This is a genomic window from Psychrobacillus vulpis (genome assembly GCF_006861825.1).
GTDB lineage: Bacteria > Bacillota > Bacilli > Bacillales_A > Planococcaceae > Psychrobacillus > Psychrobacillus vulpis.
In genome coordinates this window covers 317354-342897 of sequence record NZ_VDGI01000003.1, presented here as the reverse complement: position 1 = coordinate 342897, position 25544 = coordinate 317354, and the positions used below count along the sequence as shown (strand labels likewise).

The window sequence follows — 25544 nt, the reverse complement described above, 5'->3', positions numbered from 1 at the left end:
TTTCAACTTGCACTCTTATTCCTTATCTTTCGTTGCAGAAAACATCGGATTTAGATTTTGCTACTTGCAAAACGGGAACTTTGCATAGTAGCAAAATACATAGCATACATCTGAAGCAAACGCAATTCATCGGGCACTTTGACATAATAAATAGTTAGGTTATTGGCAATCGAATAATGAATTTTGTGCCGGTTCCCTGTTCGCTTTCTACTGATAGATTACCTTCATGTCGTTCGACAATATTTTTAGCTATAGCGAGACCAAGACCTGTTCCACTCTTACCTCTAGTTCTTGCTTTGTCTGCTTTATAGAAACGTTCAAATACATATGGGAGATCTTCTTTTGGAATGCCGTACCCTGTGTCCTCTACTTCAATAGTTAACTGTTTATTTACTTGAGACAGTCTTACAATGACAGAACCATTTTCTTCGGTATGACGAAGGGCATTATCTATTAAATTTGTAAGCACTTGTTCCATACGATCTTCGTCGATTTGAAGTAAAAGTGGTTGATTTAGTTTCTGATCAAAATACAAACGAATATTTTTTTCTTTTGCAATTTGATCAAATTTTTGCGTTATACGCTCTATAGTTGGTATTATAGAAACTTCTTCTTTAAAAATACTTAAATAGCCTGACTCTAAACGAGCTAAATCTAATAATTCTGTCACTAGTCTTCCCATACGTTTTGACTCATCATAGATGATGCGTATCATTTCATTCCGATCTTCTTCTGTCGTAACGACATCATCTATGATTGCTTCACTATAGCCCTGTAACATAGAAATAGGAGTTCTAAGTTCGTGCGATACATTGGCTACAAAATCAGACCTCATCTTATCTAAACGATGCTGTTCTGTCATATCTCTCAGTACAACGACAGCTCCCCTAACCGATTCTTTACTATAAAGAAGACTAATAGAAACGGAAAAGTAAGAACCCTTTATTTCAAGCTCTTCTTCTAATTCTTCTTCTAAATGAAAGACGTGATCGAGTAAGTGATACAACTCTGCTGGTAAATGAGAGTTATTCTTTGGTTCGTTATTTTCATACCATTTTTGTAATAGCTTTTCAGCTTGAGGATTTCTGACAAGGACGTTGTATTCTTTATTAAATGTAATAACAGCATCTGTCATAGAAGTTAGTATATTCGATAGCTGTTCTTTTTCTTGATTAATCACTTCGACATGATGCTTTAACTGTTTTCCCATTCGGTTGAATGCAGAACCAAGTTCTCCGATTTCATCCTTTTGTAGATATGGGACTTTAGTTTCGAAATTACCTTTTGCTAATTCTAATGCTGCTTCACGCATAGTTCGAAGCGGAGACGTAATTCTAGAAGATAAAAAGAATGAGAACATGGTTGTAAGTAGTAGTGCTATGAATCCAGATAGAAATACGATTTTAGTTGTATGATTTGAGGTTTTATTTACCACATCTAAACTTTGATAAATAAACACCGCTCCATGTATTTTCTTATCTGACTCAAAAGGTGACGCTAAAATGATATAAGATTCCATTTGATCTTCTTCAGTCATGGAGGGCATTAACTTCTTTTTAATAATTGTGTCGCTTGATGTATATATTCCCGAGAGATCCGAATCATTCAATAATTTCTTTTTAATAACTTCCTTATTTAAACCTTCATGTATTGATAAAAAAACCGATTCTGAATCTTTTACGATTAAAGCATTCGTTTCAGCACCTAAAATATCTTGAATAATTTGAAGGGAGTCTTCTACCTTGTCATACTGCTCTACTATTTTCCCTATTGTTGCCGCCTCTTGTCTTAGAGTTTCTTCGGCTTGTTGTGTGTGGAAATTCTCTAAAAACTCTAACATTAGAACCGTAACGATAAACAACACAAATAAGACGAGAAGCAATATGGTTCCCCATAGCTTCCCGACAACACTATTCCAAATTCTATTCATTGACTACCTCAAATTTGTAGCCTACTCCCCAAACAGTAACGATCATCTTTGCTGACTTTTCTGAAACTCTATTTAGCTTCTCACGTAATCTTTTTACATGAGTATCTACTGTTCTCAAATCACCAAAAAAATCATAGTGCCAAACTTCTTTTAGTAATTGTTCACGGTCAAATACTTTATCCGGTGCTTTTGCTAAAAAATATAGTAATTCATATTCTTTAGGTGTCAAACTAACTTCTACTCCATCTGCAGTTACACGATGCGCATCATGATCGATTGTAAGATGTGGGAAAACCACTATATCTTTTGATACAGAAGCACCTTGCGTCAATGAGAAAGCTGTTGAACGTCTTAGAATAGCTTTAGTTCGTAATACAACCTCTCGTGGACTAAACGGCTTTACTATGTAGTCATCTGCACCTAGTTCAAAGCCTTCTACTCGGTTGGCTTCTTCGCCTTTAGCTGTTAATAAAATAACAGGTGTTTCTTTATGTTGTCTCAACTCTGTAATAACTTCTATACCATCTTTTTCTGGCATCATAATATCTAATAATATACAATTATATTCATTACCTAATGCAAGTTGTAATGCAATCTCACCATTTTCTGCTTCTTCTACTTGGTAGCCTTCTCTTTCTAAATACATTTTCAACAAACGGCGAATACGCTCCTCATCATCTACAACTAAAAGTTTAATCATTTCAGACATATTATCATACCCTTCTATCAACTTCACTTCTAATCTATATTGTACAATTAGTCTTATCAAAATGAAAGAAAAGCCCTTATCTCTTCTAAGAGGTAAGGGCTTTGTCTACCACTCTCTGTATTGTCTAGCTTCAGCGCCCAGCCCCTCGAGGTCAAATGTCTGCTTTCGTAGGCGGCTGAAGAACGCCTCCTCAAAAGCTGACATTTGCTTGTCGGGGCTAATCAGGTCGCTTACGCTTTTCTTTTTGTCTAGCTTCAGCGCCAAGCCCCTCGAGGTCAAATGTCTGCTTTCGTAGGCGGCTGAAGAACGCCTCCTCAAAAGCTGACATTTGCTTGTCGGGGCTAATCAGGTCGCTTACGCTTTTCTTTTTGTCTAGCTTGAGCGCCCAGCCCCTCGAGGTCAAATTTCTGCTTTCGCAGGTGGCTGAAGAACGCCAATCAAATATTGAGTCCAGAAAAAGCTACTCACTTTCCGTGGACGAATCGCCAAGCCTCCTCCTCGCTGCGCTGAGGGCACTGAAAAAGTGTCATTCAAATAAATTATCTATCAAATAGTCCTAAGAGAATTTAGCGCTTTGGCATTCGCTTTCCGCGGGCGAGCGACGAGCCTCCTCCTACGCTTCGCTTCGTGCGGGGTCTCGTCTGTCTCGCTTTCCCGCAGGAGTCTCATGCGTCGCGCTAAATTCTTTAAATGAAATACAGCAAATAGTTCCTATAAAAATAATAATTTTAAGTTTTTCAGTGGCCTCGCTGCGCTCATGCGGGGTCTTGGACGCTCCGTTTTTCCACAGGAGTCTCGCAGCTCTTTCCTCTTTGTATTAATCAATAGCTGACATTTGCTTGTAGGAAAGATACTAGTGGTCCTATACTCACTTTTATTATGCGTAAGAGTGTAAACCTGCAATAATTAAGTTAACTGCTACTAAGTTAAACATAATAATAATGAATCCTATTAATGCTAGCCATGCTGATTTCTCCCCATGCCAACCTTTTGTAAGTCGTAAATGTAAGAATACAGCATAGAAAAGCCATGTAATAAGTGCCCAAACTTCTTTTGGATCCCAACCCCAAAATCTTGACCATGCTTCATGCGCCCAAATCATAGCGAAAATAAGTGCTCCTAGTGTAAATACAGGGAAACCAATAAGTACGGAACGATATCCAATTTCATCCATAAATTGAGAATTTGCTTTTTTAGCAAATGGCTGTAATACAGCTGCAATACGCTTTCTTAAAATTAAACGAAGTAAAATGTATAATACTGTCCCAAAAAGTACAGACCAAGTTACAACCGTAAGCTTTTTAGCATTTACTAATGCAGGCATTTCCACCAAAGGTGTCATTGCGTTTTCTGTAATTGCTGTTGATTCATTCATACCAAAAATAGCTGGCATATGATATTCCATTTTCAAAACTTTTTCTTCTTTATTTACATAATTATATTCCGCTTTATAATCAGCTAACGAAAATGTGGTTGTTGCAGCGACAAAGCCAAGTACTAAAACACAAACGTACATTACTGCCTCAATCCAAAAACGCTGTTTCGACTTTTTCGTTAAATCTATATTTTTTAACAACCATATCAAACCTGCAACTGCACTGATTGCTAAAATAGATTCGCCAAGAGCCGCTGTTATTACATGAATAGTTAACCAGTAACTCTTTAGAGCTGGTATTAAAGGTGTGATATCCCTTGGGAACATGCTTGCATATGCAATAATTAACACAGCAATTGGTAGAGCAAATAACCCTAGAGCTGGTATTCTGTAAATAAAGTAAATTAAGATAAATGCTCCAACGACCATCATCCCAAAAGCAGTTGTAAACTCAAATAAGTTACTTACTGGAGCATGACCTGCTGCGATCCATCTTGTAATGAAATAACCCAAATTGGAAATAAATCCAATAATCGTTACACTAATTGCTAATTTCCCCCACCGTTCAAAAGATTTTGTAGCTTCTGAACTGGAGCTCTTTACTGCGCCTCCGAATAAAAAGGTTGCTACCAAGTATGCAACAAACGCAATAAACAATAAGGTACTACTGACTGCTACCATAATTATACCCCTTCCCCTTTTTCCGCTTTGGAATCTAAATCTTGTTGATCTTCATATTTTGGAAGATTTGCTACTACTGAAACTGCATCTATATCTTTCATAATGCTGAGCCAGTTTTTATTCGTATGCGCCGCGATAACAACTTGTCCATCTTCTAATCGCTGAATCCAAATACGACGATGGTTCCAATACGACCCTTGCGCTACCCCAATCATGAAAATAAGACCGCCAAGCATAAGAATTGGAAGTGTTAAATCTTTACGTATCGTTAGACCAGAAACATCTCTTGTTTCTACACTTTGAAAAGCAATTTTATGTTTGTTTTCTCCAAGTGGTTCAAGTGTTTCTTTTATCATAACAAAACTCGTTTCCCCTTTTGGAAATTCAGGGCTATACATTTTCACTAAAAATGCTGGATTGTTTGGAAGTGGTGACTTAGATTGTGGTACTCCTTCTTCAAAACCAGTAAAGTCAGCGTAATAATCTAAAATCTCTACTTTGTATCCATTTTGCAATTCATAGATAGGTTGAGGATCAGATAAATCAATTGTAAAATCACCAAAAGATTCTTGCGTTTCTTTATCTTGAAGCTGGAATTTCATAGCTTTTAATTCATCTAAACGGAAGTCCATCTGAAAAACAGAAAAATTATCAAATTTCAATGGCTTGTTTACCTGAATAGAAGAATCTTTTACAAATTCTAACTCATCTGGCTTTCCTGCTACCGCATCGTCTGCACCTTTGTATAAAGCTACATCTGTTTGATAGTTTTTAGCAATGGAGCCAACTCGATCTATGGCTTCTCCAAAAACTTCCGAAGATTCTTCTTTTGAATACGTTTCGTAAGTGAATTCTTTACTTTCTAAGAAGTATCCATCCGTTTTCGGTATATAAAGAGTTTCTCCTTCTCGTAGCCACATAGTCTCATCTACATAAAATCCTGGTATTGCACGTAGCATGACTCCCAAAAGGAATATAATTAGACCTGTATGATTTACATAAGGACCCCAACGAGAAAAACGACCTCTTTCTGCTAATATAGCATTACCGTCTCGCTTCACTTTATAACGCATTGTTTTCAATTTTTCTTCCGCTTTATCAATCGATTCATTTGATGCTTCTATTTCACCAATACCGTATATACGTTGACGTTTTAAGAAACTTATATGTCGCTTTGTTTGTTGTTTCTTTAGAGACTTGTAAAGTGGAATAACACGGTCTAGGCTTGCTATAACTAATGATATCCCAAGCATTCCAATTAATGTTTGGAACCACCAAGAGCTATATAAATCGGAAAGTCCAAGCTCATAGTATAGTTTACCAAAAGTTCCGTATATTCTTTCATAATACGCTGCAATATCAGCTTCAGTGGTAGCTGGCACATAAAACACTTGTGGCAGTATCGTTCCAATCGCTGCAGCAACTAGAATAGAAACAATTATCCACATACCAACTTTTACACTTGAAAAGAAATTCCATATCTTATCAATTATTGTTTTGTTGTATGTTTGAGAACGTCTTGCAGATCCTTCATAACGCATGTCCACAAGTTTCTTCTCTTTTGTTTCTTGATTTAGAGGACGACCACAGCTTTCACATAATTCTGTACCAGCTGGATTTACGTTGCCACATGTACAAACTATTTTGTCCATTCATAAGAACTCCTTTAAGAAGGTTTAACTTGATCCATATAATTAGCAATATCTTGCTCAGTCATTTGACCTTTGATTATTTTTTCAATACGACCATCTGGATTAATTAAAAAAGTCGTAGGTAAAGGGTCAATATTATATAGTTCCATCACACTTTTATTGCGATCAATTGCAACAGGAAAGGATAATCCATAACGATTTACAAAACTATTTACTTTCAAATCAGATTCTCCAATATTTATTGCAAGCGTTTGAACACCTAAATCTTTATAAACGCCATATTGATTGTCCATAGCGGGCATCTCCGTTGCACAAGGTTTGCACCATGTTCCCCAGAAATTCAAGAAAATTCCTTCTCCCTTATAATCCGAAAGTCGATGCTCATTTCCATCCATATCAACTAATACGAAATCAGGTGCTTTATCGCCTACTTGTAAAACTGCATTTTTTTCTTTTGTTAAATTCGAGTACACAGTAAATACTATAGCAATTGTAAGCACTACCAAAATTACGGTTCTAATATAAAACCGTTGTTTTTTAGTTTGAGCCATTTATTTTCCTCCATTTCCAAGCATAACCGAGATTAATTATATCAAAATAACCATATCAAATGAGCGGAGACATTTGAATGGTTTGTGAACTTTCGATAGTTACTTTCCGATTTTGCCTGTTTCGGCAAGAACTCTTAATTGTTTTACTTCATGTGTCGTTAGTTCTCTCCATTCCCCAGCATTTAAACCATGCAAAGTTAAAAAACCAAATCGTTCACGTTTTAGCTTTTGTACTGGGAATCCAATAGCATCAAACATACGGCGTACTTGTCTGTTCTTACCTTCATGAATAGTAATTTCAATAATTGCTTTGTCTGTCTTACGTTCAGATGAAAGTAACTTTACTCGGGCAGGAGCTGTTTTTCCATCTTCTAAAACAATACCTCTCTCTAATGGGCGTAATTGCTCTTTCAATGGTATTCCTTTTACTCTTGCCACATAAGTCTTATCAACTTTAAATTTTGGATGTGTTAATGCATACGAAAAATCGCCATCATTCGTAAGTAATAATAACCCCGATGTTTCATAATCTAGCCTACCTACCGGATAAAGACGCTCTGTCACATGAGGCAACATATCTGTTACCGTCTTTCTTCCCTTATCATCCGAAACAGCCGAGATGACACCTCTTGGTTTATAGAGTAGATAATAGACCTTCTGTTCTTTTTCTAATTTAACACCTTCCACTTCCACTGTATCAGCATCCGAAACTTTCGTACCAAGTTCCTTTACTACTTTACCGTTCACTTTAACTTTACCTTGCAGGATTAATTCCTCTGCTTTTCTTCTTGATGCTACACCTGCATGTGCAAGTACTTTTTGTAATCTTTCCAACACATTCACCTCGTCCATTCTTTCCACTAACATGAGTGAATTATGTCATACTTTAAGCCAAATTAAAAGAAGACAGTCTTTTTAGAAAAACTGTCCTCACTTTTTATTTATTTTATTTTTTTTACGTTAAACTTTAAAGCGAGATCATTGTTTATATAAACATTCCATAAATAGGAACTATCTTGCCGTTTATTTCTCGGAATATGTAATACGTTTTGCAATTGTTTTTTTTCGGTTTCATTGATTAATAAAAAGTAATCCTGCTTTACTTCGATCACTTCTTTATTAAATAAACTATATTTCCCTTTTTCTACTACTTTCACAAATTCATAATTGGAAAAGATTTTCTCCGCTAATTCAGTATGTGTCTTCCAATCATTTGAATTGTTTAAAGTTACAATTATGACTTCTTTCTGTCCCTCTTTAAAATATGTGACTAGCGTTCTACCCGCTCTTTTTGTATAACCAGTCTTGCCAGCAATAGCTTCCTCAGAATAATGCAAAAGCTTGTGTTTGTTTCTCCAGTGTACGTTACGTTCTTTTGGGATAAAAGATTTAGCAGAAGCAATTTTTCGGAAGTCTTCATTTTTCAATGCAAATCGAAGCATGTTCGCCATATCTAGAGCAGATGCATAATGGTTGTCATCGTGAAGTCCAGATGGATTCGTAAAGTTGGCATGTTCCATTCCAGAAAGTCGGATTTTTTCGTTCATCATTTGAACAAACCCTTCAATAGAGCCACCTGTGTATTCTGCAAGTGCATACGCCGCATCATTACCAGATTGCAAAAGTAATCCATGAAGAAGAGAATTTACAGTCCACACTTCACCAGCTTTTAAATATAAGGAAGACCCTTCTTGTGTAGCAGCTTTCTCAGAAATCGTAATTTCTTCATCCAATGATACTGCATCCAAAACAGTTAAAGCTGTCCATACTTTTGTTAAGCTTGCGATTGGTAGCTTCGTTTGTTCGTTGCTCCCTTCAAGTACTCTACCTGAATGTGCATCGATGACTACATAGGACGATGATGCTTCTACATTATCCGTTTGCCAAAATAGAAATAGCAACAAAATTAGCACTGTTTTTTTGTAAATATTATATACTCCTCTTTTTAAATGTTATCACGTGAATGCAGTTTTCCTGTGCGAATCACGACATAAAAAACGTTGCTGTCACTGACAATTAGTTATTTTCTTTCCTTATTGTTATTCCTGAGTTACAAAGGCTTCTTGAAACTTCGTCATAAACAAATCAGTATCTTCCATTTCATCTATAGCTATTTCTTCTGGTAAAGGTGGAAGTGCTTTAATATTTTTTAGACCGAAATATTGAAGAAATTCCGTTGTTGTACCATATAAAATGGCTCTTCCAGTTCCTTCTGCACGACCAACTTCTTGCACAAGCCCTTTAGCAGCTAACGTATAAATTGGTCTTTCAGATTTAACTCCTCGTATATCTTCTATTTCCACTCTTGTAATTGGTTGTTTGTATGCAATAATTGCAAGTACCTCTAGTGATGCTTGAGAAAGTGATTGTGAAGTAGGATTTTCAACTAGTTTTTGTATACATTGTACATTTTCTGTTTTAGTTACAAACTGATAGGTTTCAGCTAGTTGTTTTATGATAATACCTCTATTATCATTTTTCTCATATTCTATCATCATAGTTTCAAGCGTTTCTGTTACTAGCTCTTCTGTTGAATCGGTTAAAAAAACTAACTGTTTCTTCGTTAACCCATCATCTCCACTCACAAATAGCAAACTTTCGATTTTACTCATCAATTTCATCGTCGAATTCACTTTCCATAACTTCCTTTCGTAATAGAACAAATAATTCTTCAAAATTGCTTTTTTGTTCTATTTGAACAATCTGACGCTTCATTAGTTCGAGTAAAGATAAAAATGTTGTGACGATAGTTGTTTTATCTCTTGTTGGAAATAGATCATAAAAAGATAATTTACCTCCACCTAATTTTAAGGTTGAGACAACTGTTCTCATTTGATCTTTTATCGATACTTCTTGTTTACTAATTCGTGTATGGAGTGGAGCACTCAATTGTTTCCTTCTAAGCATTTTTTGAAATGCCCCTAGCATGTCATACACATTTACGTCTAACTCAAATAGCGCAAGCTGCTGGCTATCTTGATAATTACTAAGGTCTGTTGGAGGTTTTGTATAAAATAGATTGCTAGATTCCTCCATCTCTTGTAAATTACTTGCAGCTTCTTTGTACTTTTTATATTCTATTAATTTTGATACTAACTCATCCCTTGGGTCATTTAGTTGTATATCAAAATCTTCTTCCATTTCATCATCTTGATGAATTGGGAGTAGCATCTTACTTTTAATAGATAATAAAGTAGCAGCCATCACTAAATATTCACTCGCCTCATTAAGCTCAAGAACTCTCATTGCGTGAATATGCTCCATATATTGAGAAGTGATTTCAGCCATTTTAATATCATATATATCTATTTCCAAACGATTTATTAAATGCAATAATAAATCGAGGGGCCCTTCAAAAGCCTCCGTTTTCACTTCATACGACATATAACTCCACCTATTATCGGTTTTTAACACTATTATAGAGGAAAGGTGATTGTATTGCATCCTACATTCCATCCCAATTTCGTACAATTTTTGAAAGAGTTTAATGAGACATACGATTATTTTGAATGCCACGAAGTGTTAGAAGAATATTGGAAAGAAGTTGCACCTAGACGAAAAGTTCATCCATTAACAGCTTTAATACTTGTTTCTACAGGAATGTATCATTGGCGTAGAGGTAACTTTATAGGAGCTATAAAAACAACGAGTACTAGTATAGACCGTTTAATCGAATCAAGTAATTCCCCATTTTTTGAAACGATAAACTATGAAAAATTACTAGAGGACGTAACAACATCCTTAAAACTTATGAAAAATGCAAGTACATTTCAACCTTTTACTATTCAAATTACAGACAAAAATCTACTCACTTTAGTTAACAATTTGAAAATTGATAATTGTACAGATTTACATTTTCTTATTCATAAGCATATGCTTAGAGATCGATCAGAAATACTTAAAGAACGTGAAAAAAGCAAAAAAAGAAGAGATGAACGTTTGTAACGTCATTCTTCTTCCTGTTGATATATGATTTTCATACAATAAGCTTACTAGTCAAGTTAGTATAAGGCAGCTTTCCTGACTTCTATAAATCGTCGTTTTCCATTTGACATTTTTCATAGAATGGTTTTATATCCTCTGAAGGTTGAAGTGTGGTTGTATGTAGAATGGTTTGTAAATTTTGAATCATTTCTTTTCCAACACCTTCTCCTCGATGGGAAGGACTAACGGAAATATGCTGAATTATTCCATCCGTATCATTCATTCTAACGCCAACAATACCAACTAAGTCTTCATCTTTTTTCCAAAGAAACAAATGCCAATTTGGATCTGTTTCATATTGATGAATCGTCTCTAATAACTTTTTCACATCTTTTTCTTGAGGCATAAAGGAAAGAAGCCCCATCGAAATTTTTTCAAATGCTTTTTTATATCGAAGTAACATATTTTAGACCCTCTTTTAATTTCTTAAAAAGAACTTTTTATATCGTACACAAGTTTTATCCAAATTACAAACTACTATTTGGAGCGATATAGAGCCAATAAATTACTCCCCAAATTACACCTACTAAAAGTAGAAAGAGCAAGAGCATAATATTTGTCTTTTTCAACTTATTGTCCCTCCTTTTCTAATGTCAAAGGAAGGTCAAGATGAACGATATCTTCTAGAGTTTCTCTTCTTACCGCCAATTGATGGTTTCCATTTTCCACAAAAACTACTGCTGGTCTTGACAATCGATTATAGTTGCTTGCCATTGCATATCCATATGCACCTGTGCAAAACATTGCTAAAATATCTCCCGCATCCGCTTTTGGCAATGAAATTTGTTCAATCAGTTTATCACCTGACTCACAGCATTTTCCTGCGATAGTATAGTTTTCTGTGTTTTTTTCTCCGATTTTATTCGCAATAACTGCATCATATAGTGCACCATATAAAGCAGGTCTAATATTATCGGACATACCACCATCTACAGCCAAATAAGTGCGAATGTCTGGAATTTCTTTTTCTGATCCAACAGTGTATAAAGAAGTGCCTGCATCACCTACAAGAGATCTACCTGGTTCAATCCAAATCTCTGGCATTGCAAAATTAGTTTTAGAAACTAAATCTTTTACTACAACTACCATTTCCTTTACATATACAGAAGGTTCTAACGGAGAGTCTTCTTCGGTATATTTAATACCAAAACCTCCGCCTAAATTTAAAACTGTACATTGAAATCCTTCTTCATTATACCATTCAATCATTTTTTTTATGAGCTTTTCAGCAGCAACTTTAAATCCAATTGTTTCAAAGATTTGGGAACCAATGTGACAATGCAAGCCGAGTAATTGAATATGCTCATCTCGAAAAACTTCATGAAATGCTCGGTCTGCTTGTCCATTCAATAAATCAAAACCAAATTTTGAATCTTGTTGACCAGTTGTAATATAATCATGGGTATGTGCTTCCACACCTGGTGTGACACGTAGTAATATATTTACTTTTTGATCATGCTCTTTTGCTAGCTTTTTAAGCAATTCAATTTCATAAAAATTATCTACTACGATACAACCAATTTTATGTTCAATGGCTAATAATAATTCCTCTTTACTCTTATTATTTCCGTGAAAATGAATTCGATCTACCGGAAACCCGGCTTTAATGGCTGTATACAGTTCTCCTGCAGAAACAACGTCTAATGATAAGTTTTCTTGTTTCATCACTTGGTACATTGCAACACTTGAAAATGCTTTGCTTGCATAGGCAACTTGTGCTTGTACATTTTCTTGTTTAAATGTATTAATAAATGCACGAGCACGTTCTCTAATAAGTGACAGGTCATATACAAATAGTGGCGTTCCATAGATTTTAGCTAGTTCTATACTATCAATTCCACCTAATAATAAATGACCTTTTTCATTTACCACATGTTTCGATATCATTACCATGTATCCCGCCTCTTTTCCTCTTTTCCTATATGAACTTTACCACAGTAAAAGAGGAAATTGCAATGGTATTCATGACCTTTTACGAACATATGCTCGTGTAATAAATGGTCTTTGAGCATTTGTAGGCATCGGAAATCTTATTAATATGCGTAAAAAAGCTTTCGGAAAGAAAGGAAATACTGGCCATAAATAAGGAACATTCAAAGGTTTAACAGAACCCACATACCATAGTAAACATACTAATGATATGAAAAATCCATTTACACCCAAAATAGCGGTGCTTAGTAAAATAAATGTCCGAAAAATCTTTGTAGAAATACTTAGCTCATAGGATGGAATAGCAAATGTAAATATAGCCGTAAGCGCCGTATATAATATGACTTCTGGAATGAATAACCCTACATCAACCGCCATTTGGCCAATTACTATAGCTGCAATTATTCCCATTGCAGTAGATAAAGGTGAAGGTGTATGAATCGCTGCTAAACGTAGAAATTCAATCCCAACATCTGCAATTAGTATTTGTAATAGAAGTGGAATATGCCCAAATTCTTTTGGTCCTAAAAAATCTAAAAATTTCGGAAGATACTCTGGATGCTTCGCCATTAAATACCAAAAAGGCAAAAGGAATAAGCTCAATAGCACCCCTGAAAAACGAAGCCATCTTACAATTGTTCCAATTGCAGGTGCCTGTCTATATTCTTCCGCATGTTGCAGATGATGGAACAAAGTAGTAGGAACAATAATCACAGAAGGCGATGTATCAACAATCATTAAGATATGCCCTTCCAGTAAATGCGCTGCTGCAATATCTGGTCGCTCTGTAAATCTGACAAACGGCAATGGATGAAACCCTTGCTTGAATAACCATTCTTCCAATGCTTTATCTGTCATTGTAAAACCATCATGTCTGATTTGGTTAATTCTGTCACGAATTTGCTTTAAATTATCTTCATTGGCGATGTTTTTTATATAAGATATAGCTATATCGGTTTGACCAATGGTCGATATTTGATGTAATTCAAATCGTAAATCAGTATCTCGAATTCTTCTTCTAATTAGTGCCGTATTCTGAATAATATTTTCGGTAAAACCGTCACGTGAGCCTCTCACTACTTTTTCATTATCTGGTTCTTCTGGCTGTCTTCCAGGATATGACCGAACATCTATTGTATAGACAGATCCGTTCTCCAAAATAAAGGTCACTTGACCACTTAGTAACGCTACTAGCCACTTTTCTTTTGAATCATACTGAGTGATGGAATAGTACGGAAAATAATGTTCCATTACTCGATTCTCATCTACATCTGTTTCCCACTCATTTTCCTGCACATTTGTCAACAATTCTGTTAGCACTAATCCATCTACCAATCCATTTATGTAGACAAGCAATACAGGGAATTCATACAAATGAGTATGCATCGTTCCAAAATCAAATGACTCGTTGACACCAAACTTTTCTTTCAAAAATTCTTCTGCTTCTGACATATTTAAAAATAAAGACTTCGTTTCAATCACCCATCTTTTGCTTTTTGATTACTCGCAAAACCAGCAGGTACTAACCAAGTTTTCAACTGGGTTAATATTTTCTTCTCGAGTCTTGATACTTGTACTTGAGATATACCTAATCGCTCTGCGATATCGCTTTGTGTACAGTCTAGGTAATAACGCAAATAAATAATCATTTGCTCCCTTTTTTCTAATTTTTCCACTAATTCTCTCAGAGGAATGTGATCAAAAGATTTTTCCGATCTCTCGTCTTTCATTTGATCCATTAAGGTTAAAGCGTCTCCACTTTCATTTTCATAAAGCTGCTCTTGCAAAGATGCTGGATCTCGAAGTGCATCTGTAGCCATCACAATCTCTTCTCTTGTTACTTCTAATATACTTGCAAGTTCTAATATCGTTGGTTGTCTTTCATGCACTTTCAAAAAATCGTCTGTTGCATGACGAATTTTAAAATTTAGCTCTCTTATAGATCGACTGATTTTTACCATACCATCGTCTCTTAAAAACCGTTGAATCTCTCCAATTATCATTGGTACTGCATACGTTGAAAACTTTACTTCGTAACAAAGATCAAATTTGTCGACGGACTTCATTAAACCAATACAGCCAATTTGAAATAAATCTTCAAGATCTGCCCCTCTAGATGCAAATCGTTGCACAATAGACCAAACAAGCCTCGTATTACCTTCAATCATTTGCTGTCTAGCTAGTTTATCTCCTGCTTGTGATAAGGCAATTAGCTCTCTCATTTTTTCTTGTGTAAGTAAAGTAGTCGGCTTATTATTCATCATTAGACAATCCTGCATGATTCTTGAATTGGTACAAATTTCTTCGTAATGGTTACAGTCGTCCCCCTATCAGGAATTGAATAAATGTCTACATCATCACTAAAGCTTTCCATAATCGTAAATCCCATTCCAGATCTTTCTTCATCCGGTTTTGTCGTAAATAACGGCTCACGAGCTTGCTTTACATCACGAATTCCACGACCATAGTCTACGATAGAAACAACAATTTCCCGATCTAACCTTTGGGCATGAATATCAATCTTACCTATTCCATCTTCATCGTAGCCATGTACAATTGCATTTGTTACAGCTTCTGAAATAACCGTTTTAAACTCAGATAATTCCTCAATGGTAGGATCAATAGCAGCAATAAAACTAGACATAACCATTCTAGCTAGTGCTTCGTTTTCACCTTTTGCAATAAAAGATAATGTGATCTCATTGTCCATAAACGATTCCCCCTAACCTTGACATAATTTCAATTTCTGATTCGTTATAAATGTATGGACTTAAACCTGCAAACTGAAAAATTTTCTTCATAGTTGGGGATGGATTTACGATTATCGTTTGTCCATCAATAGGTGCAAGTTCTCTCATTCTACCTAGAATAAGACCAATACCTGAGCTGTCCATAAAGTGTAAATCTTTTAAATTCCAAACTATAACTTTAATAGAACCATTTTTGATCATTGGCACTATTTCATTTCGAATATCATGTGTACCATGATGATCTAATTCACCTTTTAATCGAATAATGATTATTTCGTCTCCGACTTTTTCTACTTCGTGATACATATAATCGCCTCCTCTGTTAGCGCAATTCAACATGAAAGTCTAATATTCCTTGCGCTTGACAAAAGTAGAAAAAAACATTGTTTTTTAGTCGATTTTCGACATAGAATTATTCATTCATAGTATAGGATTATTATTCTATTTCTAAACAAAAAATAGGCATCCCATAAAAGTTTTTTTAGACCTTTACGGGATACCTATCTAGTTAATATTTATTCTGTTATTATTTCATAAATTAATGGTGGAGCTTCTTTTTTAGTCGCTTCAATTTCAATGTAAGTTGTTAATTTATCTAATACTTCTTGTACATTATCAGAATTCGCATAAATTGTTGCAAGAGATTCCCCTTTTTTCACAGAATCTCCCACTTTTTTCTGTAAAACGATACCTACAGCTAAGTCTATTTCTGACTCTTTCGTTGCACGACCTGCCCCTAACAGCATAGCTGCAGTTCCAATTTCATCTGCTTCCATAAAAGTAATGTAACCGTCTTTTTGAGCAGGTACTTCGAAAGTATATTTTGCCTGTGGTAGCAATGACAAATCATTAATAATTGCATCGTTTCCACCTTGCCATTTGATAAACTGCTTAAAAATCTCTAAAGCAGAACCATCTTCTATGACTTGTAAAAGCATTTGTCTTGCCTCTTCTAAGGTCTGTGCCTTTCCACCGACAACTACCATTTGACTACCTAATGTCAAGCAAAGCTCTGTTAAATCTTTTGGTCCATTTCCTTTTAGTGTTTCTATCGCTTCAATTACTTCCAATGAATTACCAATAGCGTTACCTAATGGCTGACTCATATCAGAAATGATAGCCATCGTTTTTCTTCCAACATCATTCCCTATACGAACCATAGCTTTTGCAAGATTTCTTGCCTCTTCCGTTGTTTTCATGAAAGCCCCGTCGCCAGTTTTTACGTCAAGGACGATTGCTCCTGCTCCTGCTGCAATTTTCTTACTCATAATGGAACTAGCAATAAGTGGAATGCTATTAACAGTTGCAGTAACATCTCTAAGTGCATACAACTTTTTATCTGCGGGTGTTAAATTTCCACTTTGTCCAATAACCGCGAGTTTTAATTCATTTACTTGTTTCACAAACTGTTCAGATGTAAGTTCCACATGGAAGCCTTCAATTGCTTCTAACTTATCAATCGTTCCACCAGTATGACCCAGCCCACGACCACTCATTTTTGCTACTGGAACGCCACATGCAGCAACTAAAGGTCCAAGTACAAGAGTTGTAGTATCACCCACACCACCGGTAGAATGCTTATCCACTTTGATACCATCAATTGCAGACAAATCAATTTGTTCCCCGGAATTTACCATCGCAAGAGTTAAGTTAGCACGCTCATCATCATTCATATCTTGAAAGAAGATAGCCATAAGTAATGAACTTACTTGGTAATCCGGAATCGTATTATTTGTATATCCTTCTACAAAAAAATTAATTTCTTCTTTTGAAAGAGGATGACCGTCTCTCTTTTTTTCAATAATATCAATCATTCTCATTACATTGACACCCCTTTATTTTAGTAAGGATAAAAAGCTTTCTCCGAATTCTGTTTTTGCAACACTAAAGTTATCTGTAATTGTTGCACCAATATCTGCAAACGTTGAACGTAGCGGTAATTCTTTTATTTCCTTAAATTTTGGAGAATAAACAGTTAACGGAACAAATTCACGTGTATGATCAGTTCCTGGCATAGTTGGATCATTCCCATGATCTGCAGTAATAATAAGTAAATCATCTGCTGTAAGCTTAGCTAATACTTCTGTCAATCGTGCATCAAATTCTTCTAATGCTTTACCGTAACCTATTGGATCTCGACGATGGCCGAATGAAGCATCAAAGTCCACTAAATTTAAGAAGCTAATTCCTGTAAAATCTTTATCCAATGTTGCAATAAATTTATCCATTCCATCCATATTATCTTTCGTACGTTCAGTTTCAGTGATACCCTCGCTGTTAAATATGTCATTGATTTTACCAAGTGCAATAACGTCAAGGCCCGCATCTTGCAATTCATTCATTGCAGTTCGTCCAAATGGTTTTAGAGCATAGTCATGTCTATTCGACGTACGCACAAAACTTCCAGGCTCTCCTACGAATGGACGTGCAATAATTCTGCCTACTAAAAACTCTTCTGAAAGTGTAAGTTCTCTCGCAACTTCACAAATATGATACAACTCTTCCAAAGGAACAATTTCTTCATGCGCTGCTATTTGTAATACAGGATCAGCAGATGTATAAACGATGATTGCCCCTGTTTTCATATGTTCTTCCCCGAGTTCATCCAATATCGCAGTTCCGCTAGCTGGTTTATTACCAATTACTTTACGTCCTACTTTATTTTCTAATGCTGATATTAATTCCTCTGGAAAACCATTTGGATACACTTTGAAAGGTTTGTCGATATTTAACCCCATAATCTCCCAATGTCCTGTCATTGTATCTTTTCCTACAGATGCTTCTTGCATTTTCCCAAAATAAGCAGTCGGATTTTCTACTCGTTCCACTCCTTTAATCATTTCGATATTGCCAAGCCCTAATTTTTGCATTTGAGGCATGTTAAGACCATTCATTTTCTCTGCAATATGACCTATAGTATGTGAGCCAACATCACCAAAAGCAGCAGCATCTGGTGCTTCTCCGATGCCAACAGAGTCCATTACGATGACATGAATACGTTTAAATTTGTTCATCTATTTTACCTCCTACTATTTTCTTCTATTTTACCAAAAATATTCGTTATGTACAGGTCAGACCTCTGACAAATTTAACAGATGAAATGAATAAATTATTTCCAATAATTTTCATGATAAATTAGCATATGAACTCATGCTCTTGGATGAAACTTTTTGTATACTTCTTTTAATCGCGTTTTACTTACATGAGTATAAATTTGGGTAGTAGAAATATCAGCATGTCCGAGCATTTCTTGTACAGCGCGTAAATCCGCTCCATTTTCTATTAGATGTGTCGCAAATGAATGACGTAATACATGTGGTGTAATATCTTTTTTTATACCTGCATTTACAGCATGCTTTTTTAATAGCTTCCATATTCCTTGTCGTGTTAATCTTTTTCCTCGCTGATTAATAAAAATAGCTTCTGTTCTTTCTGTTGCTTTTAATAATTTGGGTCTTGCTTCCTCCAAATATTTATAGCAAGCTTTAGTCGCCGCACCACCTAAAGGGATAATACGTTCTTTCCCTCCTTTACCGAAGCATCGAACAAATCCCATAGTCAAATGAAGATCTTCCAAATTTAAATTTAGGCACTCACTAATACGCATTCCACTTGCATACATTAGTTCAAACATCGCTAAGTCTCTTACACCTTGAGCTTTCGATACATCTATAGCATTTAATAATGCATTTAACTCTTCTACTGTTAAAAAGTTAGGTAATTTTTGATCCAATTGTGGAATTTCTAAATGGATTGATGGATCTTGATTGGTAACTTTTTCTCTTAACAAAAATTGGTGGAACGAGCGAATAGAAGAAATATGCCTCGCTATGGATCTTGGACTCTTCCCATCGGTTTTCAATTTTCTAAGATGAGTAATAATATGTTGACGTTCTACCTCATCCAAACTATGTAATTGTTGTGTCACAAATATATGCGTTATGTAATCTGTTAAATCCTTTTTATATGAAATGAGAGTATTATTCGCAAGTTGACGTTCAATCTGCAAAAAATGTAAATAATCTTCTAATTGAAGCAGTCCATTGTTCATGTTTTTACCTCCTATATGATATTCCGAATCTAGTTTATGATAAGCGTTACCTGTTCAAGAAAATGACTTTCTATCTCCAGTGGCTATGTACTGGAATTATTTCTTGTAATAAAAAAAGGATAGCAATAGCTATCCTTTCAGACTGGTGACAAAAAGTTTCAATTGCCAAAGTCTTTCTTTTACTCTGAGGGGGCCACCTACAATTTTTTTTATTTATCTTGGCAACGGTGGCAAATGCCATGGAATGTTAGTCGATGGTCTTTAATAATAAAGTTCCATTTCTTTTCTACAATTGCTTCCACATCTTCTAGTAAATCTTCTTGGATTTCATCCACTGCTCCACATTCAATACAAACAAGATGATGATGGAAATGTGCAGCTCCTTCTTGTCTTAAATCATAGCGTGATACACCATCTCCAAATTGAATCTTATCTACAACATTCAATTCATTCAATAATTCTAGTGTACGATAAACTGTTGCAAGTCCTATGTCAGGAGATTTCTCTCTAACTAGTAAAAAAACATCTTCTGCACTTAAATGATCTTCTTCATTTTCAAGCAATACTCGGACTGTCGCTTCACGCTGTGGCGTCAGTTTATAGCTCGCACCAGATAATTGTTTTTTTATACGATCAATACGGCTTTCCATATGACGCCTCCTTAACTACATACATTATACCAAATAGTGAATTCTCATTACAAGAGATTCACTTAATAATAATTATCATTAAAAATTAATTATTATATAATATAAATGGTATTAAGACGTATTCAATAATTATAACTATTGCATAGAAGGCTAGCGTAAACAAATTAATCCGATTTGCTAATGCGAGAAGAAGAAGACAGTATACTAGTTGAAATGGAAACCACCAAAATACATACGGATAGGTAGACTCTTGTGTTTGAAGTAAATAACTGGAGCAAAAACCGTAAAACGTAATTTTAAAAGCACACACAATAAGAATGAGTTTACGTAAATAACGATGTTGATAGAATAAAAAGAATACAACTGCAATCATTAGATGAGGAAAAATAGTTTCAAGCAAAGTAGGCTGTTCTATTAATAGAACACGTGCGTCCAAGAGATTAATAATCCATTGCTGCTGTTCTGGAGTGCTTTTTTCAAATAGAATTAAACCACCAATAAAACTGAATACGAGTACGCATAATGAAATGAAAATAGTATAAGACTGGTTCAAATTGGAACACCTCCCTATCTATTTTCATCATATGCTTGTACTAAACTTAAATATGACTCCATCCTAATTTAGTAACTTTCTCTCAACAATACTTCATAATTTAGTTTTGTTTTAAATAGTCTTTTAACCAATGATACGCAAAAGCTGTTTTCGCATCGTATACTTCCTTATTCGTAATCATTGTATCCATTTCTTGTAATGTTACGTGCATTAACTCCACAAACTCATCTTCATCTAAATCTGCCTTCTCTTCTAGTTTCACAATATTTTCTGCTAAGTATAAATGAATAATTTCATCCGCAAACCCTGGGGATGTTGCAAATGATTGAATATATTGAAGCGTTTCTGTCGTGTACCCTGTTTCTTCTTCTAACTCTCTAAGTGCTGTTATTTCTGGTCGCTCATTTGGCTCTATTTTACCTGCTGGAATCTCTACTATAGAACGTTCTAGTGCTTTTCTATACTGCTCTACTAAGATAATCTTTCTATCTTCTGTAATTGCAATGACAGCTACTGCTCCTGGATGTTTAATAATCTCTCTATTACCTTTCTTTCCGTTTGGCAATAAAACTTCATCTACTAGTAATGTAATAATTCTACCTTTGTATTTAAGTTCACTTTGGATTGTTTTTTCTTCAAACTTTTTCATTATTAATCTCCCTCTCATTTGAAACTATCTATTACACATTGTACCATGGAGAAAAGGACGTGAAAAATCTTGAAAAAAAGACAATTAGGAAAAAGTAATCTCCTTGTTTCTGAAATTGGCTTCGGCTGTATGTCTCTTCCAACTAATCAGCAGGAGGCAAACAACATTATTCAAGTTGCACTCGATAATGGCATTACATATTTTGATACTGCGGATCTATACGATAATGGAGAAAACGAAAAGATTGTAGGTAGTGCATTAAAAAATTATCGACAAAATATCATTCTTGCTACGAAAGTCGGTAATCGATTAAACGATTCTGGTGTTGGTTGGACATGGGACCCCTCAAAAGAATGGATAACTAAAGGGATTCATGAATCATTGAAACGCCTTCAAACAGATTATATTGACGTATATCAATTGCATGGCGGAACAATGGAAGATAATGCGGATGAAGTCATCGATACTATGGAATCGCTGAAAAAAGAGGGCCTAATCCGAGAATATGGAATCTCTTCAATTCGACCAAATGTCATAGATCGTTTTTTACAGAAAAGCAGTGCGGTCTCTGTAATGATGCAATATAGTTTGTTAGATCGAAGACCAGAAGAATGGTTCTCACTGTTAGATAAACATGACACTTCATTGCTTAGTCGTGGAACACTAGCGAAAGGATTATTAACTCCAGGCGGTCTGATTCGTGCAAATTCAACAAAAGAATATTTATCTTATTCCAAGGAAGAATTAATCGAAACTATTGAACAACTTCTATCATTAGATGCACCAATTACTTCCGTCTCACTTCAGTATGTATTACAAAAAAATGTTACCGCTTCTATGATTATTGGAGCTAGCAGCACCGAACAACTTCTAGAATCTATTCAGGCATACAACATGGACGTCTCTGAAGACATTTTACAAAAAGCAAGAGAGATTACTAAGAAAGACATATATGAAGAACATAGAATACAAAAGTAACTGCTAATGTAACTTTGTAATGAATTTTATTCAAAAATTCCTCATACGTCTAAAGAGGTTGGGACAGAAGTACTTTGGGATAACAAAAATCCGAACGATTATGCAGGAATGGATTATCTCTTCCTGTAATCGTTCGGATTTTTAGTTTAAACTGTGCAGGAACAAAAGGGAGATGGTATAAGGCTGCCACTGCGAAAAGTTACTCGCTTTCCGCGGGCAAGCACTGAGCCGCTTCGTCACTGGCGCTCCTGCAGGCTCTCAGTACGCTTGTTCTTCCCGCAGGAGTCTCGCAACTTTTCTCCGCTGTAATTGGTCCTCTACCTAGGATTGCAGCGGAAGGCGACGACTCCAACGGGAATAGCAGATGTTTTCTGCACCGAAAGCGAAGCGGTAGGTGCATGAGCTGAAGATCCCACAGTGGGCCGGTTTTGCCCGCGAGGAAGCTGAAGCCATGCCCGTGGAAAGCGTTCGCCTGAAGCGGAAATCCGGTGGTGTTACTGCCGATCAGTATGTTTGTGTTTCTTCAAGATTTTATAGTTCTGTCCCAACCTCTTTCTTGTAAATTAGAGGTTGATTCATAAAAATTTTAATCTTATGTTTCTTATTTACAATGACAAACTCATACCTACTGTTCTTATATGAAAGCCCATTTTTTCATATTGTTTAATTGCATGATTACCCGCAAATGCACTTAGTCGGATTTCTAAATATCCTTTTTGTTTTAGTTGATCAATAGCAGTTTGCATTAATAGTTTGGAAATCCCATTTCCTCGGAACTCTTCGATAACAAATAGTTCATAAATAAATCCATTCATTCGGTCAGTAAACTGGTCTTTACTTGATCCTAAAAGAACCCAGCCCCTCAATTTATTATTTTCAACTGCTATTAAATAATAACTTCCCTTTTCAAGTAGTGGTTTAATAAGTTGTTCTACTTTTTGATTAGTTGGTTTTACTCCACCTAATGTGCCATCAAAAATGGCCTGCGGGGATAGTAACAACACTTCATTAAGCTCTGAGTCATTAGGTCTCCTAATTTCCAATTATTCCAACCCTTTCAATTTCATTTTACTAATCTTATCATAAATTTTATTATTATTTTTCTCTATAATTGATCAAGATTCTAATTTTGTCTGTTCTGTTTTAACATTACCTATACAACAAAAAAACTGTCTCTAGGACAGCCTTATTCCCACATATAATTAATTTTTATTATGTCAGCACTGTTTTTTGGTATCATCCACTGATTCTAATCGATCAATCATTTTCTCTAATAATTCATTGAATTTCTCCATGTCTGGACCAGTTGATTGATCTTTTTTTATTCATCAATTTGATTTTGTAGGTTTTCTATTTCTTCTTTCTGCTGTTGATCAGCAATGATGATTGTGGTTCGTTGTATCTATACGTGTAAGTTGTAATTCATAGTTCGATCATTTTGGATAAAGAGCAAGCGCATTTTAAGTACATTTTGTCTCCACCATACCCTCTATGTCACTTCCAATAGATTACTATTTTCAAAATGAACAAAAGGTTTGCCGCATACTAAATTTATATTCTTTCAAAAAATGACCTATCCGCAAAATGCGAATAGGCCAACTCTGTTAGAACTTCGAACCACTATCTCCGTACTCTTCTAATAGTTCTTCAAATGTTTTGTTTTTTTCTCTTTGCTTTTTCTCAAAAGCAAGCTGTGCTTGTCGTTCTTCCTCTTTCTCTTGCTCTTCAGCTACTAATTGTTTCTTTGTTTCTTTTAGTTTTGCTAATACATCGGATGAAAGCTGATCGAAAAGACCATTTCCCTCATCTTTTTGTGCAGTTGGTTTTACTGGTTGTCTTTGTTTTTTCTTTGCCAAATGGTTCACCTTCTTTATTTACGTTTAACGATAGTAGCTACTCCTTGTCCTCCACCAATGCAAAGTGTCGCTAGTCCCGTTTTAGCATCCCTTTTCTCCATTTCATGAAGCAATGAAACAAAAATACGAGCTCCACTTGCACCAATTGGGTGACCAAGTGCTATAGCTCCACCATTTACATTAAGTTTATCATGATTAAATGAAAGTTCTCTATCTACTGCAATCGATTGTGCAGCAAATGCTTCATTTGCTTCAATTAGATCAATATCAGCAAGTGAAATTTGCGATTTGTTTAATACTTTCTTCACAGCTTCCACTGGTCCGATTCCCATTACACTTGGATCTACTCCTGCAGATGCATTTGCAACAATAGTTGCTAGTGGTTTTAAGCCTAGCTCATCTGCTTTTACTTTAGACATAACGACTACAGCAGCAGCCCCATCATTAATACCAGAGGCATTTCCTGCAGTTACCGATCCATCTTTTTTAAATGCTGGTCGAAGCCCACTTAATTTTTCTTGTGTTGATCCTTTTTTCGGATATTCATCTGTATCAAAAACAATTGGATCACCTTTGCGCTGTGGAATTTCTACTGGTACAATTTCATTTGCAAACTTACCTTCTTCTATAGCAGTTGCTGCATATGCTTGAGAACGGGCAGCAAATGCATCTTGCTCTTCTCTTGTAATGCTGTATTGATCGCATAAGTTTTCAGCTGTTAATCCCATATGGTAGTCATTAAAAGCACACCACAATCCATCTGAAATCATACTATCCACAACCTTTTGATCTCCCATACGGAATCCTTCTCTAGCATTTTTTAATAGATAAGGAGCTTGACTCATGTTTTCCATTCCACCTGCTACAATCACATCTGCATCACCTGCAAGAATTGATTGCGTTGCAAGGTGGATTGCTTTTAAGCCAGATCCACATACTTTATTAATTGTAAGTGCTGACACAGCTACTGATAATCCTGCTTGGATGGAAGCTTGTCTTGCCGGATTTTGCCCAAGTCCTGCTTGAAGGACATTTCCCATGATAACTTCATCGACAGCATCTTTCGAGACACCCGCTTTTTCTAATGCCTTTTCAATTACGATAGCCCCTAGTTTTGTTGCAGGAACATCTTTTAAAGCCCCTTGAAATGATCCAATTGCAGTTCTAACTGCACTTACGATAACTACTTCATTTGTCAATGTAATTTCCTCCTCATTTTCCCCTGTTATAAAATTCGCCTTGGCGT

The 25544-nt window shown here is 35.6% G+C and carries 26 protein-coding genes; 2 read left to right on the top strand and 24 right to left on the bottom strand.

Annotated features, from left to right (window positions below):
- Nucleotides 1–154: 154 nt before the first annotated feature.
- The 9 genes from FG384_RS05640 to FG384_RS05595 form a co-directional block, all read right to left on the bottom strand.
- Nucleotides 155–1930, bottom strand: coding sequence for an ATP-binding protein (locus FG384_RS05640; RefSeq protein ID WP_142641607.1), 1776 nt, complete (start codon nt 1928–1930; stop codon nt 155–157).
- Nucleotides 1923–2639 (bottom strand): response regulator transcription factor, encoded by a 717-nt coding sequence (locus FG384_RS05635; RefSeq protein ID WP_142641606.1) that lies wholly within the window; start codon nt 2637–2639, stop codon nt 1923–1925. Before FG384_RS05635 ends, FG384_RS05640 begins: the two co-directional genes overlap by 8 nt.
- Before the next feature lie 877 nt (nt 2640–3516).
- Complete coding sequence (gene ccsB / locus FG384_RS05625; RefSeq protein ID WP_205961748.1) at nt 3517–4695, bottom strand: c-type cytochrome biogenesis protein CcsB; 1179 nt, start codon at nt 4693–4695, stop codon at nt 3517–3519.
- A 2-nt stretch (nt 4696–4697) separates the two neighbouring features.
- Nucleotides 4698–6347: a cytochrome c biogenesis protein ResB gene (resB, locus tag FG384_RS05620; RefSeq protein WP_142641603.1), complete on the bottom strand. Its 1650-nt coding sequence runs from the start codon at nt 6345–6347 to the stop codon at nt 4698–4700.
- A gap of 14 nt (nt 6348–6361) precedes the next feature.
- Nucleotides 6362–6898: a thiol-disulfide oxidoreductase ResA gene (gene resA, locus FG384_RS05615; protein WP_142641602.1), complete on the bottom strand. Its 537-nt coding sequence runs from the start codon at nt 6896–6898 to the stop codon at nt 6362–6364.
- A 99-nt stretch (nt 6899–6997) separates the two neighbouring features.
- Entirely contained in the window at nt 6998–7732 is a 735-nt protein-coding gene (locus FG384_RS05610) for a pseudouridine synthase (protein ID WP_142641601.1), read from the bottom strand.
- A 107-nt stretch (nt 7733–7839) separates the two neighbouring features.
- A complete protein-coding gene (locus FG384_RS05605; protein ID WP_420849943.1) occupies nt 7840–8811 on the bottom strand; it encodes a D-alanyl-D-alanine carboxypeptidase family protein in 972 nt (323 codons plus the stop codon).
- Between the two features lie 126 nt (nt 8812–8937).
- Nucleotides 8938–9510: an SMC-Scp complex subunit ScpB gene (scpB, locus tag FG384_RS05600; protein WP_420849942.1), complete on the bottom strand. Its 573-nt coding sequence runs from the start codon at nt 9508–9510 to the stop codon at nt 8938–8940.
- On the bottom strand, nt 9503–10282 hold the full coding sequence (locus FG384_RS05595) for a segregation/condensation protein A (protein WP_142641599.1): 780 nt from the start codon (nt 10280–10282) through the stop codon (nt 9503–9505). The genes scpB and FG384_RS05595 overlap by 8 nt, the downstream gene beginning before the upstream one ends.
- Before the next feature lie 45 nt (nt 10283–10327).
- Between FG384_RS05595 and FG384_RS05590 the strand changes: the two genes are divergently transcribed.
- Complete coding sequence (locus FG384_RS05590) at nt 10328–10843, top strand: DUF309 domain-containing protein (RefSeq protein WP_240793344.1); 516 nt, start codon at nt 10328–10330, stop codon at nt 10841–10843.
- Between the two features lie 82 nt (nt 10844–10925).
- Here FG384_RS05590 and FG384_RS05585 read toward each other — a convergent pair whose 3' ends face one another.
- The 12 genes from FG384_RS05585 to FG384_RS05530 all read right to left on the bottom strand — a co-directional run bounded on the left by FG384_RS05585 (nt 10926) and on the right by FG384_RS05530 (nt 21464).
- Entirely contained in the window at nt 10926–11285 is a 360-nt protein-coding gene (locus tag FG384_RS05585) for a GNAT family N-acetyltransferase (RefSeq protein WP_142641597.1), read from the bottom strand.
- A gap of 167 nt (nt 11286–11452) precedes the next feature.
- Nucleotides 11453–12775, bottom strand: a complete 1323-nt coding sequence (lysA, locus tag FG384_RS05580) for a diaminopimelate decarboxylase (protein WP_142641596.1) — start codon at nt 12773–12775, stop codon at nt 11453–11455.
- Nucleotides 12776–12844: 69 nt separating this feature from the next.
- A complete protein-coding gene (locus FG384_RS05575) occupies nt 12845–14263 on the bottom strand; it encodes a spore germination protein (protein ID WP_142641630.1) in 1419 nt (472 codons plus the stop codon).
- 26 nt (nt 14264–14289) lie between these two features.
- Nucleotides 14290–15075: a SigF/SigG family RNA polymerase sporulation sigma factor gene (locus tag FG384_RS05570; protein ID WP_142641595.1), complete on the bottom strand. Its 786-nt coding sequence runs from the start codon at nt 15073–15075 to the stop codon at nt 14290–14292.
- A complete protein-coding gene (gene spoIIAB / locus FG384_RS05565) occupies nt 15075–15521 on the bottom strand; it encodes an anti-sigma F factor (RefSeq protein ID WP_142641594.1) in 447 nt (148 codons plus the stop codon). Before spoIIAB ends, FG384_RS05570 begins: the two co-directional genes overlap by 1 nt.
- Nucleotides 15511–15867 (bottom strand): STAS domain-containing protein, encoded by a 357-nt coding sequence (locus tag FG384_RS05560; protein WP_142641593.1) that lies wholly within the window; start codon nt 15865–15867, stop codon nt 15511–15513. The genes spoIIAB and FG384_RS05560 overlap by 11 nt, the downstream gene beginning before the upstream one ends.
- A 209-nt stretch (nt 15868–16076) precedes the next feature.
- Nucleotides 16077–17381 carry a pyrimidine-nucleoside phosphorylase gene (locus tag FG384_RS05555; protein WP_142641592.1) on the bottom strand — a complete coding sequence of 435 codons (1305 nt, stop codon included), beginning with the start codon at nt 17379–17381 and terminating at the stop codon, nt 16077–16079.
- Between the two features lie 15 nt (nt 17382–17396).
- Nucleotides 17397–18575 carry a phosphopentomutase gene (gene deoB, locus FG384_RS05550; protein WP_142641591.1) on the bottom strand — a complete coding sequence of 393 codons (1179 nt, stop codon included), beginning with the start codon at nt 18573–18575 and terminating at the stop codon, nt 17397–17399.
- Nucleotides 18576–18709: 134 nt separating this feature from the next.
- Nucleotides 18710–19612, bottom strand: a complete 903-nt coding sequence (xerD, locus tag FG384_RS05545) for a site-specific tyrosine recombinase XerD (RefSeq protein ID WP_142641590.1) — start codon at nt 19610–19612, stop codon at nt 18710–18712.
- Between the two features lie 209 nt (nt 19613–19821).
- Nucleotides 19822–20262, bottom strand: a complete 441-nt coding sequence (fur, locus tag FG384_RS05540; protein WP_053589843.1) for a ferric iron uptake transcriptional regulator — start codon at nt 20260–20262, stop codon at nt 19822–19824.
- Between the two features lie 85 nt (nt 20263–20347).
- Nucleotides 20348–20815, bottom strand: a complete 468-nt coding sequence (locus FG384_RS05535) for a hypothetical protein (protein WP_142641589.1) — start codon at nt 20813–20815, stop codon at nt 20348–20350.
- Nucleotides 20816–20915: 100 nt separating this feature from the next.
- A complete protein-coding gene (locus FG384_RS05530) occupies nt 20916–21464 on the bottom strand; it encodes an NUDIX domain-containing protein (RefSeq protein WP_142641588.1) in 549 nt (182 codons plus the stop codon).
- A 69-nt stretch (nt 21465–21533) separates the two neighbouring features.
- Between FG384_RS05530 and FG384_RS05525 the strand changes: the two genes are divergently transcribed.
- Nucleotides 21534–22442 (top strand): aldo/keto reductase, encoded by a 909-nt coding sequence (locus FG384_RS05525; RefSeq protein ID WP_142641587.1) that lies wholly within the window; start codon nt 21534–21536, stop codon nt 22440–22442.
- Between the two features lie 605 nt (nt 22443–23047).
- On the opposite strand, the gene FG384_RS05520 is transcribed toward FG384_RS05525, so the two are convergent.
- The 3 genes from FG384_RS05520 to FG384_RS05510 form a co-directional block, all read right to left on the bottom strand.
- Nucleotides 23048–23485: a GNAT family N-acetyltransferase gene (locus FG384_RS05520; protein WP_142641586.1), complete on the bottom strand. Its 438-nt coding sequence runs from the start codon at nt 23483–23485 to the stop codon at nt 23048–23050.
- A 561-nt stretch (nt 23486–24046) separates the two neighbouring features.
- Nucleotides 24047–24298 carry a YqkE family protein gene (locus FG384_RS05515; RefSeq protein WP_142641585.1) on the bottom strand — a complete coding sequence of 84 codons (252 nt, stop codon included), beginning with the start codon at nt 24296–24298 and terminating at the stop codon, nt 24047–24049.
- 14 nt (nt 24299–24312) lie between these two features.
- Entirely contained in the window at nt 24313–25497 is a 1185-nt protein-coding gene (locus FG384_RS05510; protein WP_142641584.1) for an acetyl-CoA C-acetyltransferase, read from the bottom strand.
- Nucleotides 25498–25544: the final 47 nt, after the last annotated feature.